The 14,614-nt window shown below is 57.6% G+C and carries 7 protein-coding genes and 2 pseudogenes; 6 read left to right on the top strand and 3 right to left on the bottom strand.

Annotated features, from left to right (window positions below; translation table 11 throughout):
* The first annotated feature begins 1,179 nt into the window (after positions 1-1,179).
* Positions 1,180-1,557: a NolY gene (locus HZZ16_RS29820; protein ID WP_197953470.1), complete on the top strand. Its 378-nt coding sequence runs from the start codon at positions 1,180-1,182 to the stop codon at positions 1,555-1,557.
* A 1,771-nt stretch (positions 1,558-3,328) separates the two neighbouring features.
* A complete protein-coding gene (locus HZZ16_RS37635) occupies positions 3,329-3,931 on the top strand; it encodes an outer membrane protein (RefSeq protein WP_246510528.1) in 603 nt (200 codons plus the stop codon).
* An 82-nt stretch (positions 3,932-4,013) separates the two neighbouring features.
* Here HZZ16_RS37635 and HZZ16_RS29830 read toward each other — a convergent pair whose 3' ends face one another.
* Both HZZ16_RS29830 and HZZ16_RS29835 read right to left on the bottom strand, forming a co-directional pair.
* Positions 4,014-4,736 (bottom strand): helix-turn-helix transcriptional regulator, encoded by a 723-nt coding sequence (locus HZZ16_RS29830; RefSeq protein WP_197953472.1) that lies wholly within the window; start codon positions 4,734-4,736, stop codon positions 4,014-4,016.
* Positions 4,720-5,007: a hypothetical protein gene (locus tag HZZ16_RS29835; protein ID WP_197953473.1), complete on the bottom strand. Its 288-nt coding sequence runs from the start codon at positions 5,005-5,007 to the stop codon at positions 4,720-4,722. The genes HZZ16_RS29830 and HZZ16_RS29835 overlap by 17 nt, the downstream gene beginning before the upstream one ends.
* A gap of 1,994 nt (positions 5,008-7,001) precedes the next feature.
* On the opposite strand from HZZ16_RS29835, the gene HZZ16_RS29840 reads away from it, so the two are divergent.
* The 3 genes and pseudogenes from HZZ16_RS29840 to hemN all read left to right on the top strand — a co-directional run bounded on the left by HZZ16_RS29840 (position 7,002) and on the right by hemN (position 10,924).
* On the top strand, positions 7,002-7,565 hold the full coding sequence (locus tag HZZ16_RS29840) for a GNAT family N-acetyltransferase (RefSeq protein ID WP_197953474.1): 564 nt from the start codon (positions 7,002-7,004) through the stop codon (positions 7,563-7,565).
* Positions 7,566-7,711: 146 nt separating this feature from the next.
* Positions 7,712-8,453: pseudogene (locus HZZ16_RS29845) on the top strand (IS5 family transposase).
* 1,138 nt (positions 8,454-9,591) lie between these two features.
* Positions 9,592-10,924, top strand: a pseudogene (gene hemN / locus HZZ16_RS29850) (oxygen-independent coproporphyrinogen III oxidase).
* A gap of 404 nt (positions 10,925-11,328) precedes the next feature.
* On the opposite strand, the gene HZZ16_RS29855 reads toward hemN, so the two are convergent.
* On the bottom strand, positions 11,329-11,847 hold the full coding sequence (locus HZZ16_RS29855) for a hypothetical protein (protein WP_197953475.1): 519 nt from the start codon (positions 11,845-11,847) through the stop codon (positions 11,329-11,331).
* 1,481 nt (positions 11,848-13,328) lie between these two features.
* Here HZZ16_RS29855 and HZZ16_RS29860 point away from each other — a divergent pair.
* A complete protein-coding gene (locus HZZ16_RS29860) occupies positions 13,329-14,570 on the top strand; it encodes a carbohydrate porin (RefSeq protein ID WP_246510530.1) in 1,242 nt (413 codons plus the stop codon).
* Positions 14,571-14,614: the final 44 nt, after the last annotated feature.

Raw genomic sequence — 14,614 nt, forward strand, 5'->3', positions numbered from 1 at the left:
ACTGAAACCAAGTCGGCGGCAAACACTAATTAACCGGTTTAGAGGATGAGACTAGTCGCGCGCGCTATCCACGAACTGAATGCATTGCTATCAACACTTTCGATTTTACCAATTTCAGCCAAATACCCCATAACTCGATCGCCGGTTTCCGGGAAGCACATTTCACGGCTCTTGTGTGACAATGTATCATCTTTGCTTTCAGCATAGTCACAGACCACTTGACGCTTCTCGTGGCTGCATCCGCAACGACACTCCTCAATCTTTGAAGTCGACGCAGGTGTGGCGCAAATGCAGTGGGATAGCCGATCGCAGCGGCGGCCGCCCAATCTACCGCACTGCCGCCTCCCTCTTTCCCATCACGCTAAAGCTGTGCAAGAAGGCCGGCTCTTACGCAAACTGCTCGGCCAGGGAAAATGCGTGCGCGACATAGGGTTTGGGCAGGGAGACTCCCCTCTGCAGCGGCGCGGGATGGACTTGTGGCCCTGACCAAGCGGCCAGCGTCGACAATCCGCCGCTGCGCCGGCCTGCAGACAAAGCAATGCAGTCAGCTATGGGACTGCCCGAGTACAAGACACATATCCTCCAGCCTAAGACGAGGCACTGATATCGATCCGTGTGATGAGACCAGCCTCGCAATCTTACCCACCTCCCTAGCTTGTGATCGCAGATTCTCACCCCGCTCGCGTGGTCAGTTTTCGTCGGCGTGCCGTGCGCACACGCCATGTCATGCTATGCGCCGACTCTCCTCGATCGTATTACGCGGTTATGCCTCGTCAGCGCTTCCTACATCACCATTTGAACGGGCGGCGGCCGCGCGCGATCTACCTGTCGATCTCAGCACGCGCAGCTTCCAAAAGTCGATCCGCGCGTTCAGCTTGCCAGGCATCATCTCTAGCCAAGGACCGCTACGGGAAAGCGCAACGTATGTAGCGGATCATGGTGGTGTTGGGTTGCCTCGCATGGGCTGGCGCACCATTCTCCGGTGTGGTGAGGAGTCCGGTTCTGGGGCCGCTAACGAGCCATCTTCAGCAACTGCGGCCGGATTGCTTGCAGCGTGGTGGACCAGCTGTAACCAAAGGGCTCGGCAGAGACGGGATGAAGCCTTTCGCCGCGTCTGCCGTCTCGCGACCAGAAAGAACGAACAACCGCTAATCAACCTAAGTAATTTGGAGCAATACCGTGGAACTTGACCCTTCCAATTCACGCATACAGGATCTCGAGGATCGCGTCGACCTGCAGCTCGACATCGTGGCCGCCCTCATACGCGAGGAAGGCAACGAGGTCGAAGCTATCCGACTCCTTAACGCACTCACAGATCAGATGATTGCGGCGGAACTAGAGCTTGGTCAGCTCGGCGATACCAGGACCCGTCGCCATGCCGTCGGCCGGCGGGTGGGGCGACTGTCGCAAGATCTTGGCGTTTACTACCCAGAAGACCTGCAAGTTTTGGGACGCCTTCTCGACCAGGCAGTGGCGGCATTACCGATAGCGCTGCGAACTCCCGCCAACAAAATCACAATCGCCAAGCTAATTCTGGCACGTGCAGCAGCGGAATGACATTTCGCTGGCTTCTTCAGGCAGATGGCGGAGCGCATTATCGCTGGCCGAGATGCATGCGACGAGCCGTACTCACTTGCGATCGACGGCTTGGGGTCGAGGGCTCATCGTCCCCGTAAGTGACGCCTTTCCGCCGTTTTTTCCCAACTGCTCGCCCCCCACAGTTCGTGGCAGGTGCGCCTTATTACCCGGCTCGCGCCGGAGATGACACCGCTACGTTTGCTCAAGGCCTTGAATGACCTGCGGCCTACTCCAAAAGCTAGCAGCTGGGAAGCGCAACCCAGCCCATGCGCATCAGACATCGCGCGGACTCACCTGGAGCAGAAACCTCCTCACGGAGAGCTGGACGCGATGCGCAGGGTCCAACGGGATGACGGGCCGCGGAATCATGTCAAGCAAACGAGCAGCGTTCGGAATACGCCACATCGGTCCAAAAAGGACAACTCAAGCACTTTTACGACTAGAACGAATAATTCTTCCGATCGTAAGAAGAAGATCCGCAAATGTGACCATGCCAAGCAAAAAGAGCACGGTGGCAACGACGCGCGCGAACTACGCGCGCTCATTTCTGGTGTTTCATAATCTATCGAACTTGCCTTGGAATACCAAGTTTGGTCATCGGAAGTTCAACAAGCATCTATATACGTCATTGCAGCGCTGAGAGCAGATCGATACGCAAGCGGGCTGCTGATCCCGCATCTTACCTTGCGGGGACAAGCCACAAGCCCTCGGTTAGCGGCAAGAGCTTTCTTGTATCTGAGCGTTGAGGAGTGTTGAGATGAGTCAGTTCTTACCAGAGCAAACGCGGGTGTCAGATGCTACCGTGAGCGTCGTATTTGATAAGGCTTGGCGATTTGTCGAGAAAGACCCGTTGCTGGCGCACAATCTCAAAACGGTCCTTCATAGCCGGTTGCGAACTGTCCTTGAGTGTTCGATAAGGAACGGCGAACGGAATACACTAGATTTGGCAAACGAGGCGATACGTAATTTGAGGGCTGAACTGGCGCCGACCCAGCGATAAGGAGCTTGCATCTACTGGCAGATGGCTGGGTTCGTTAAGGCTCTTGGGGATCTGGTGAAAACAACAGGGTCAGAGGCGTGTTCGAGCTAACCGTCCTCCACTCATGTTCCGCCCCGCCGAAGAGGAGCACATTCCCGACCGCTGTTGTCAGTGCGGCTCTTCGGCGAACCCACACACCACTAAGCTGAAACTCGAAGCGCATCAGCGACGAGCCGGGTCAGCCGCCATTCGCCGGCGCCGAGAAAAGGCATGCCGCCCGACTTTGGTTCGATACGCGCTCGCGCAACGTCGAAGTTGCCACTTCAGGCCGACCCATTCCTCGAGGCTGCGCATCGCACGTTGCGCGCTTCGCAATCTAACGCGGCGTGCGATTGCACCCTTTCTTTCGAAGACGTGTTGTGCCCCGGTTACAGCAATTGGCGACCTTATTGTTGAACGTACGCCGCCGGGGCGTAGGGAAACAACACCCGAACGAAGAATTTTCTCGTTCTGACCGCAAGCATCGGCGCACTCAGTGCGGCAGCTCCCGCATTCGGCACGGACCTCTCCGAGCAGCACGTCAAGATCAAGGCACCCCCGCTCTTGGTCGCAGCCCCGATTTCGATCTGTCCGGCTACTATATCGTTGTCAATGGCGGCTGGGGCACGAGCCACAATTGCTGGGATTTCAATGGCGTCACTGCCGAGGTTGCCATAATTCAGCTGGCGCCACTATTGGCGAGCAGATGGCTTTCGTTGGTACATCTTCAAAATGGTCTATGGCATAGAGGGCAACTGGGCTGACTTCAGCGGCTCCAACGTCAGCACCGCCTTCCCAGCAATCGCCAATGGCACCAAGACACATGCATCCGGTCTGCTCACCGATCATATCGGCTACGCGTTCGATACTGTGCTGCTTTACACCAAGGGTGGTGCTGCGGTGACAGCAACCTATCACATCGACTTGGTGGCGACTGGCACTGAGCTTGCCAAAAGCAATGACGTGCGTTGGGGCGGTGCGCTGGGCGCCGGTGCCGAAGTCAGCATCACACCCGCACCGGTCAGCTGGCGTCGAGGATGCCCACCTGTTCATGCAGCCCAGCAACGCAAGCTCCCCAACCCCTGTTGGCACCGATCGCGTCCACCAGGACGTCGATCTCATCACGGCACGTCTCAATTACAAGTTTGGTCCGGCGTTTGCCAAATGGTGATCTCCACGCGCTTGTTTCAATCTGGAGCCCCGACCAGGGTCGGGGCTCTTTCTTCAGACGCTCCTCTGCCGCGCATTCCTGTCGCACTTCCGAAGCAGCAGGCGAGCTCCGCTAAAGGCCGGGTCACCAGCTGGATGGAGCGAAAACGCCTCGCTCCACGTTAGCAGACCAGATCAGTCGATTCCACGTCGTTGAGGGTCCTTGCAAAAATGGGACGTTGGTGCTCGTTCCGTTCGACTGATGAATTCAAAGAACATCGAGGCGAATAGCCGTAACGATCGCTTGAATCCGGCTGGTCGCATCCAGCTTTCGCATCGCATTCTTCATGTGAAAATTGACAGTATTCTCGCTGACTCCGAGTATCCTTCCAATTTCCCATGACGATTTCCCCTCTGCCGCCCATCGCATGCAGCTGAGCTCCCGCTGCGATAGTGCGACTTTCCGGTCGCACTCACTATTGGAGGGAGGAGCGATCTCGCCATAGGCGGTATGAAAGAGGCAAGCCAGCGCGTTAAGATGACCGATGCGGTCCTGAGGGTCAGCGTCTTCGGATGGAGATGCAAACGATACCACAGATATCCGACCCAACGGGCCGAACAATGGCACGCTCATACCATGTTTCAGGCCCGCCTCTCTCGCTTCGTCCAGTACGCGTCTCTCGTCTGGTTGTAGTTGGTAGTGGTCGGCAAGTTGATCCCACAAAAACGGCCGCTTGTGCATTGGCGTCCGCCGCACCACTGGATCAATAGTATGGTACTTGCGTTTGAAGTATCGATCGCACCAGTCTGCCGGCCACTTCACAGCCACGGTCGGAGGTGGATACTCCGCCAGGGGCTCGATGAAGTTGAGAGCGCCGTAAGCGACCTCACTAAATCCTTCTTCGGTGGCACAGCTTACAAGGAGCTCGAACAACGCTTTGAGCGAACGGGTCTGGTTCGCACATTCCGTGAAGCTAAAGAGCCGTTCCATGGCCTGAACTCTTGCGTGTGTTCTTTGTGAATTCTGAGCGCTCGCCCGGTGCGTCAGACCGCTCGCCAAGTCGTTGCCCCGCCGCCGGATGCGTCGGCTTGATCGTCACATCAAACAGCCGAAATGCCGCGGCCATCCCTGGTCCCAGCTGAGCGGCACGCCGTGATCGGAGCGCCCTTGCAAATGCAAAGTAATCGGTCCAGCTCGTCGATGACGGGCTGGCCAGATCGGGGATCACCGCGCCCTCATCCGTGTTGATGGCCTGTGCCATCGAGGGGTTCTGTCCGGACAACGCTTCTCTTTGTCTGCAGGGCGCGCACGAGGAGATCCTGGGCACTGAACTCAGCGATACAGAGAAAGCAGAGGACGCCGATGCCCCTCGCGGTGACGGACTTGACCCGCGCGTGCTCGGTATCCATTGTTTGCTCGCCGATGAAGACGACAGGAGCGTCATGTTTCCTCCCCATCTTGCGAATTGCCATCGCCTATTGTTGGCAGAACTTCCTCCCTGTGACGGCGTCGGGGATGCGATCGATGAGCAATGCGCAATACCCGAAGCCGTACTCCTCGCATCCTCGCCCGGCGTCTCAGCGAAGCCGTCCGGCAGGTCCGGCGCGAATGAATCGAAGGGGGAGAAAATGGCCACCTCGAAGGCGCAACGGGCGGTACGCACAGTCGCGAGGCTTGCTTGATGCAGAGGATACTTTGCATGCGCATCTCCAGAAGGAGGGTCCTGGACGACTAGCAAGTGTCGTACCAACTGTGATTTCGCGAAAATCAACCCTCAGAATATCGGTTTGTAGTCCGATTTGTGGTTCGCCGGTAAATGCGTGAAGCAATCATGACATCGGGAGGAAATGCAACAGGGCCATTTGCGCGGGTGTCGCGGCACCAGTGACCGCGCGTATGAAATGTAGAGCTCCTCTCGGCGGCAGCCTCAAGTCTGTGTTTGCTCCTAACCGTCGACGTCGCAAGCGTAGCCCTCTCGCAACTCAACTACCATCTTGGAAACTGAGAAAGACGTGGCACGTGAAGTCCAGACCTTGAGCGGGCTATACCTTGCATCGCCCGGATCCCCGAATAGGCGCGCGGAATCGGCCTTAGCGGAATGACAATTGCGCCGGCACCTTACGTTCGGATCATGATGTGGCTGACCTTTTGCGAAATATGGTCCGCGGACGCGCGGTAATTACCGCCCCCCGCCACGAAGCCACCAAATGTCGCGCATGTCTCTTGAGTTCTTCGGCGCCTCCGTTGCGTTCCAGAAGGGGTATGCTGGCGCATGGCGGGACGACCCTACCATTCCTTGGCCTTGTCTAGAGCCTAGAACACGCTGAGACCATCTGACGCGGTATCGCTCAACGTGCTAACGATCTCGAGCAGGGGACAGACTCAAGCGGTTCGCAGGCGTAAGCATTGATTGTTTGATTAGCGAGCTGAAGGCCGTGATGGCCATCGATCAGATCCCCACGTATGTAGCCGTCGCTGTGGCTTCTTGATTGTTGCCGCCAACCGTCTTCGGGGTAGTCGTCACCTGCTGGCCCGGCGAATCGAGCTGTTCCATTATGACATCGCGTGCTGTGCCCGGCTTCTAGCCTAGTAAAACTGTTCGGCGGGAAACATCTCGCTGCCTTGATATGCCGAAGCAGAATAGCAACGCATCTCAGATAATGTCACATGCGAGGTATGTGGCCGGGCTCGCACTAGGGTCTGTACTCAATAAGGATTCCCCTCGAATGGGAATTGTGATTCAAGCTTTCCGATGGAGGGAGGCTTGGATGGCGAAGCAGGTCGATTGGCTGAGCGATGCGGAATGGAGGCGAATCGAGCCGCTGTTGCCACGAGGTCGTCGCGGCGCACATCGGGTGGATGATTCGCCGGGTGAAGATTGACCGTATCTGCTAAGGACCAGACCGGCCCATCGCGCGAAGACGATCGGCGTATCATCAGCAGTAGTTTTCATGTGCGTCAGCGCGGCGGAGTGCCCGCCCACACGACGATCTACGAGCATCAATCGCTGGGCCAAGCGCCCCATGGGCAGCTGTTCTTGAAGCTCTCGCCCGCAGCGGGAACGACAGCGTGACTTTGTCCATGGGCTCTGCCTAGATCGAGGCGAACCGATCCGTTAGCGCGAAAAGGGGAGCATAGACATGCTGTCGCCCGTTTGTGCGGTGGGCGGACGACGAAAATCCGCGCGCTGGCGCCCTGATTGGAAACCTTACACGACGTCAGCTTGCCGACAGCTTCTACCTGCAATCCGCTGCGATGAGAATCAACTACTACGCCGACCTTACCGACGAGCAAAGTCTGGACCAGCAGCGCGATGCGCTGGCCGGCGCCGCCCGCGCGGATACGACCAGTTTTAGGGCCGCTCTAGCAGCCCAGGGACCAGCCTCTTTCGCTATCGACAAGAGGAGCGGTGAGCAAGTGAAGCTCTACAGAGCGATTAGCGATAGCGGCAATGTCCAACGTGTTTCTGTGTTTTCTGATGCCGGTGAACGCAATAACGTGGGAAGTATGAGCGTAGCGCCAAGTGGCGGCACCTTGCGAATTCTCACCATAGAGAGTCACGAGCGATCCAGGTACAAAGGAATCGGGACTGCTATGCTGGACATTGCCGACCGAATTAGGGATTCAGCGGGCCTTTCCAGTCTATCCCTTATTTCTCAAGACGAGGGAGCATCAGAATTTTTTTACAAGAAGGGATTCCGATTCACGGGGCAAAGACACGGCCAGAAGAATTCAGAAATGCGGCATCACATTAGTGATCCACGGTACGTCGTTCCAGACGATGTCATCCTTATTGGCGATATGGAACGACCAAGCTAGCGTCCTCTGGCGGCATGAATTGCGCCCCACTGCCGGGCTGGCAATTCGTCACGTGTCTCAACTGTACCGCTAGGAGGCCCCATGGTTTGTACTTGATCAGCGAATTCTGATTCCGTCGCCCAATTTGATTGGGCGCGGGGACTTCGATGCGCAAAGGACCGTTCTGGCTCGACGACAAGCAGTGGTCTCAGATTGAGGCGCATCTGCCAATGAACCAGACCGGCCTTTCGCGCGAAAACGACCGAAGCATCCGCAGCGGTATCGTTCACATGCTTCAGTGCGGCGCACGCTGGCGCGGTTGCCCGGCCCGGCTATGATCCTTCCACGACGACTACAATCGGTTCAATCGCTGAGCCAAGCGCGCCACTGGCAGCTGATCTTCGAAAGGGCGGAAACGCCAGCGTGACTTTGTCCACCGACTCCACGTCGATTAGGCGCATCGCTCCGCTAGCGGCGGAAAGGGGCAGGTGGATAGGCGATCTGCCGTTCGCGTGGTGGGTGGACGACGAAAATCCACGCGCTGAGCGACCCTGATTCCAGACCTTGCGTATTTCATCTCACTTAAGGTCACGACGCCGTTATAGCCGCAGGTCCGGCTCTTTTGAAACTCGTGCATCCTATGTCTACTCTCATTGGCAGACAAAGGCTACGACGGCTTTCGCGCCGACATTATCAATCGTGGCGCGAAGCCCGTCATTCTAAACAAAGCCAACAGGGTGACCCTCCACAGCTTCAGCAAACGCGCCTGCAGAGGGCCGCAATGGCATCGAGCGCGGCTTCTGCCGGCTCAAGGATTTTCGGCGCGTTGTAACCCGCTACGACAAACTTGCGAGAAGCTTCCTGGCTTCCGTGTACCTCGTCGTCATCCTCGCCGATCGGATCAATTGAGTCTGAACCCCAGCTATGAGTGAGGACCTGAAAGTTGTTGTGAGTTGGTGAGCTGCATTGGAGCTGGCGCGGCACGCCGAGCCAAGGCGCCCCGACGCACTTTGCCGGGTACGAAAGTGCGCCGGGCCGGCCCCAACATCATCAGTACATCCGTGATGATGTTAGCTGCAATGAGACAAGCAGCGTGGCGGAATTGAGGCTCATGCATTCTATGCTTGAATCCAAAAATGTTTTTGTGAGTTGCTCAAAAGCCCTTGAATCGCACGTTGTGTCACGTCGTACGATGGCGCACTTGGCACTCGTCATCTAGGAGCAACATATTTCCGTGACACCGCTTCGACAGGAACCCTCCGACTCATGGCGTCTGCTGAGAGTGCTTGCGCCTATCGGAGCTGAGCGGCGAGACGCCCCTCGCCTCCCTGGCAACTGATTTCGTACCCTTGGATTCTCGAACGGTGCAACTGGCTGGACGACTGATCGAGCCTTCGACCTGCTAGACGACCTCGGCGCCCCCCGCTTAGCCGATCGCTTCAGCCCGGCAGTGCGAGCCTGCTCCACCTTGCTCGTCAACTCCTCGATCGTCTGGGTTATCGACTCAATCGTTTGATTCTTCTGGAGCACACGCTAGCGCGCGGCTTCGTCGGCGTCCTGCCTGAATATCGCCGGATGTCCTCGATTGAGACATGTACGCTGTTTGATTGTCAAAACGAGTTCACATTTCTCTTAGCGAGGCACGCTTTGCGGATCAGCTCGGCTTGAGCCTGCTGCGCCCGCGGCAAGCTCGGCATTGCTGGACTCCAAGGTTTGACGAAGCTCTGCCGGCTCGCAGTTTGTGCCATCAGCTCGGCTGCCGCAGCGTCTCGAGCCTTGTTGCTTTCGTGGCGACGAGCTGGCCGCCATCGGCCGCAAACTGCTCGGCGACCTGGTCCTCGATCTGGTCGCGCTGCGTGGCCTTTGCTCCTGGCGCGGGGGCCTAGAGCGGCTCCCACACCCGCTGTCAGCGCGCCCCTAAAGCGGTTGGCGTCACATCGAGAGCGGGGTCAGATCTCAGGAACAGTTAGGCGCGTTTGACATGCGCAAGGACACAAGAAGAGGTCTCGGTCACCTTTATGCTGTCTGAGCATTGGAAAGTTAAGCCTTGCAGACCTCGCTCCTGAACAAGTACTGCGATGCTCGCCTGCCTTGGTACACGATCTACCCCACCGTACCGGATTTCTCCGCGACGTTTGGTGCCAAGACTTGTGAGTTATGGTTGAGGCGGCTGCCGCCTGACGAACCCGTATCGCTCTACATCCACGTTCCGTTCTGCCCTTCGATCTGCTGGTATTGCGGCTTCCCTACAAGCCTCACACGCAACGAGCGACCTATCCGCAACTACTTGGCGGCGATTCATGAGGAGATCCGCTTGGTCGCGGAGCGAGCGCCGCGCGCTTTGCCGGCGAGCGACCTGCATTTCGGCGGCGGGACGCCGACTACCATTGGGGGAAACGCTTTCCTGGCCTTGATGAAGCTCCTGCGCCGCCACTTCGCGTTCAGAAAACCAGCTACCATCGCGATAGAAATCGATCCGCGTGCGTTCACTGCCGAGATGATCGAAACGTTACAAGAAGTCGGCGTCAACCGCGCGAGCATCGGCGTGCAAAGCTTCGCCCCCCTTGTTCAAAGGTCGGTCAACCGCGTCCAGAGCGAGCTGCAGACGGCTTCTGTTGGAAAGTCTTCGCCAGCATGGGGTAAGCTGCATCAATTTCGACCTTCTGTTCTGGCTTCCGCATCAGTCGGTGCGGTCGTGCGTGGAGTCGGCGCGAACGGCTCTGGCGATGCGGCCAGACCGGCTTGCCGTTTTTGGCTATGCGCACGTCCCCTCCTACATAAAGCGTCAGCGCCAGATCGATGAGGCAGCGCTGCCGGACAATGTCGCCCGCGCTGAGCAAGCCGAGGCCATCGCAGATACGCTGGTCTCGGCCGGCTACAGACATATCGGGCTCGACCATTTCGCCCTGCCCAACGACGAGCTCGCGCTGGCGCAGAATGCCGGTGAGCTGCGCCGCAATTCGTTGGGTTATTCGTCTGATACCTGCAAAACCGTGATCAGCTTGGGTCCGTCAGCCATTGGCGGCCTGCGTGACGGTTACGTCCAGAACGAGATCGCAACCACTTCCTATCATCAACACATTCGGGCTGGTCGTCTGGCGACCTCAAAAGGCTACTGCCTCTCCGCCGAAGATCGCCTCCGCGCTGAGATTATCGAGCGTCTGATGTGCGATTTGCAGGCCGACGTTCCAAAGATCTGTGCTGCTCACGGATTTGATCCCATTCCTCTTCTCGATTCGGCGGACCGCCTGCGAATGCTTGTCGAAGACGGGATAGTCGACATTGAAGAGGAATTCATTCGGGTCAAGCAGGAACACCGGTTTGTCATTCGTGCCGTTGCCGCCGCATTCGACAATTATCTCGACCGTACCCCCTATTAACTTATCGAAGCACGTAAGCAGATCCGAAATTTAAGCTCTTCGTGAGGAAATGATCCGAAGAGGCGCCTCCGGCAGACAGGCCAGATTTCAAGGATGCAGCGGCAGTGTGATGACAGGACCTTATTTAGCCTCAAACCGGCGGGGCTGATTAGAAAAGAAGCAGACTTAGAGGAGAGGCGCAGGGGATTACGCCGTTCAGCGGTACGCTCGTGCGAAAAGGGCTCTGGCCCAACTTCCCCGGAGTGCTCTTGATGATGGTGAGGACCTCAGCGATATGCCGCTGGAGAAGCCCCGGCGGCTGCACCAGCTTCTGGTAGTCACGGGCGGAGCCAGCTTTGCCAATTTACGATGTACCCATCGAGCGCAGTTGGACGATTATCCACCCCTCGCAGCGATCTGAGACCTCAAGGCTCGACTGTCTTCGGTCCTGCGATCACTGGGGCGCCTCCGACGGAAACAGGTCCATGTGGTTTGGACCGCTTGAGGCGTTTTCTGGCGGCGCTTGAAACGGCCCGGGCTGGCGACAACGGAGGCTCGGAAGCAGCAGAAGGGGCAGGTGTTGAACTCTGCAGCGAATCGATCCGCGAAGTCAGCACGGTGATCTGATCCAGGATTCCGTTGAGGACATCGCGCTGGGCATCGATCCGGCGGTTGAGTTCTGCGATCTCATCGCCAGCTTTCTGCTGTGCCCATTTCATCTCGGAAAGGGATGCCCTGTCCTCCGGTGACAGGCTCATCGTTGAAGCGACTTCCCGGGTTTCCCGCGTCTCGACAAACTCTTCAAGGTTGGCCCAAAGCCAGGCCCCAGCAGCACACGAGATGATCAGGACAAGCGGGAGCACCAAAATCGAGAGAATCCGTGTTGACGGCCGGCGCAAGAGCGGCCGCAAGTCGGAAGCGGCCGCTTGATCAATCAAGTCCATGGTCCCTCGCAAAACATCCCTATTCCAGCAGACTTATTTCAGCGGCGCGACAGCCTGCGATGCTCTCGCGCTCCAAAAGCTACCAGCGTGCCGACCTTCCCGATCGGCTGCCCGTATGAACGCTTCTTCTTGAGCAACGCAACGCGACAATTTGCGCACGTTCTCCATGATAGCGTCCTCAGCTAGCAATGACTCTCGACTTCGGCGGCGATGGCGCAGCATTTTCTCCTCATTCAGACGAACCTTGCAGGTTTTCTTACCTTGCTGTTGCACCAACTGCACACCGCCCGATGAATCCTGCAATGCGTTCGATGGAGCCCGCCTCGGCCTTGCCGAGACCAGCAACTGGGAGCTAGCCACGTATGCGCACGCCTGGTCGGCCAAGCCGAAATGGCCGACTGAACCAGCGGGCATTGCGCCTGGTCAACTACCGATTCCGGCAGTGTTCGAGACGACGGGCACATGGCAAGGGTGACCAACGACCGCCCATGTCAAGGATTCGGATGCAAGACAGATTTCGGCGCGCCAAAGGCGCTTACGGAGCCAGCAACTGCTCGCCGATACGTAGCAAAGCTGCCCGATGGCCCAGTCCTCCGCATTCCTGGGCCACCGCGTTAGGCCTTGTGGAGTTGCCGGCCGCGCCAATTCAAAGGCTCTTCGGCCTTCGAGCCTCGCGATTGTCTCGTCTTTCCAAGACAACAAAACCAATGAAGTGCTTCGTGAAGCCAGGCCTCTTGCCCTGCGAGCCTTGCTTTTCGTTAGCTGCCGTTTCCTCGAGAAAGCCGCCTTCAATGCAAATGCGCGGCACCGCCGAAATCGCGTGAGCAAGGTAGAGATTTGCGATGTCGTGTGGCCAGGACAGCGAAGCTCCACGCGCTCATCAGGAGCATTTTTCGGAGCGAGCGATCGCCGCTGGGTCTGGCGCACCGGCGTCATGCACAAGCAAAGCTTCGGACCGCACCATCATCGCGCCCCGAGGTGAGAGGTTCGGGAAGTCCGAGTGGCTCTCTTCGGATACATCAAGTTCTAGCTCGTCTGGCTCGCCCTCGGGCGCGAAAACGCAGGGAGCTTACTCTGAGTCGATCAGGGCGCGGCTCAATCCATTCAGGGACGACAGGGGCCCGAACTGCGGCATGCGCGATTGCTTTCTCGCGACGACCTCGCCTGGGCCATACTCGGCTCTGCCAGCAGCTTCTTTCAATTTTGGACCAAGGGCTAAGCAACGTGGGCTTCTTGTTGCACTTTCGCTAGCGGCTTGTCTGGTCGGCAGTTCCGTACTGGCACAAAGCGCGAGTGGGCTTGATCCCAGTCGGCACCATGTGGATCAGGCCAGCACAAGACGAAGGACCTCCGATCAAGCCGCAAAGCTCCCGATCGATTTGGTCCGCCAGGCAATCCGCCCTCTTGCCCCGGCGCCAACAGCGGGTCCCGGTCTGCCGAACGAGCGGTGCGGCAATGCAGGCGAGACTGCTCAGACGAGAATGCAAAAGAGCAACGAGCCCTTCGCGAGGTACGACAATCTGCGTGAAAAAGGTTTGTGGTTCCCGATCCCTGGTCCTGCAGATACGATTGATCAGGACAAGGGCGGCGTTAGATCGGCGCTGGCGGACGTCGGCATCGGCTACATCGGCTGGACACACAACATCTTTGCAAACAACCAGCTACCGAATGCAGCGAGAAGCCCTATCGCAAACCAGCTCTATATGGGCCAGAATCCGACCTTCGCGTCGGCAAACTTCATGATCGTCACCTACGATCTCAGCCCGTTTGGTATTGCCGACGGACAGATTGTCGTGGGAGCCGAGCAGCAATATTGGACGTGGGATCGCCCAGGGCCAGATCGAGTGGGGCTCAATACGCTCGCCTACTACCAGACGTTCTTCGACAGGACATTAGAGCTCAAACTTGGCTATCTCAGAAACCAAAATGAATTCACCGGCACATTGTTCGGGGGGGTCACAGGATCGAACATGTCTGCTTTGATCCAGGCAGGGATGAGCACCAATGCCGCGCCCACGCCGGCGATCAATTTGAAGCTCAATTTCGACGATCGCTTGTACAACAAGGTCTCCGTCCAGCGCTCAATCAGTCCAGATGGTCCATATGCCCAGATAGCAGAAAATCCGACTGGTTTAAACTGGAGCACGGCCAATGCAGGCTTCCTTCTCGTTGAAGAAGCCGGCTACAAGAGCAAGGCTGCTCCCGGCGTACCCGAGACGTGGCTGCGGGCGGGAGTTGGCTTCAACAGTAGCCGATACAGCAATTTGGCGGATTCCAAGCAACAAAGGGAGAGCGGGAATAATTTTCACTACATCGCGGCGGACAGGCAGCTCTGGCAGAGTGACGCCGCTGGCTCGCCATCTCGCGGCATCTATGGCGGCTTCTCCGTCATGGGAGCTCCACCTGACCTCAACAAGATCAGCCGGTATTACGAGCTTCGTCTTTATGCGAAGGGAGCTTTTGATAGTCGGCCCAGTGATCTGATTGCTCTCGTTGCGACCAACACGGCCTGGAGCAAGCTTGCAGTGGATGCTGCCCTGGCCAACGGCCAGCTTACGCACCGCGATACCGCGGCAATCACGGGAACATACACCGCGCATCTCGCTCCGGGGATATATGCAAGCGTCGGACTCTCATACATTCATAATCCGACAAGCATCACACACACGCCCCGAACGGAACACGCGCTTAATCTGTTGGTATCTACGTTGATATTCTTCTGATCATCGAAAGCGCCCGTTCTACTCCTACCTTTTCGTGACGCTTG

The organism is Bradyrhizobium glycinis (genome assembly GCF_016031655.1).
Classification (GTDB): Bacteria; Pseudomonadota; Alphaproteobacteria; order Rhizobiales; family Xanthobacteraceae; genus Bradyrhizobium; species Bradyrhizobium glycinis.

Excerpts from the sequence above, each read along its gene's own strand:
- HZZ16_RS37635 (WP_246510528.1), top strand. The coding sequence starts at position 3,329 with ATGGTCTATGGCATAGAGGGCAACTGGGCTGACTTCAGCGGCTCCAAC.
- HZZ16_RS29830 (WP_197953472.1), bottom strand. The coding sequence starts at position 4,736 with ATGGAACGGCTCTTTAGCTTCACGGAATGTGCGAACCAGACCCGTTCG.
- HZZ16_RS29835 (WP_197953473.1), bottom strand. The coding sequence starts at position 5,007 with ATGGCACAGGCCATCAACACGGATGAGGGCGCGGTGATCCCCGATCTG.
- HZZ16_RS29840 (WP_197953474.1), top strand. The coding sequence starts at position 7,002 with ATGAGAATCAACTACTACGCCGACCTTACCGACGAGCAAAGTCTGGAC.
- HZZ16_RS29855 (WP_197953475.1), bottom strand. The coding sequence starts at position 11,847 with ATGGACTTGATTGATCAAGCGGCCGCTTCCGACTTGCGGCCGCTCTTG.
- HZZ16_RS29860 (WP_246510530.1), top strand. The coding sequence starts at position 13,329 with ATGCAAAAGAGCAACGAGCCCTTCGCGAGGTACGACAATCTGCGTGAA.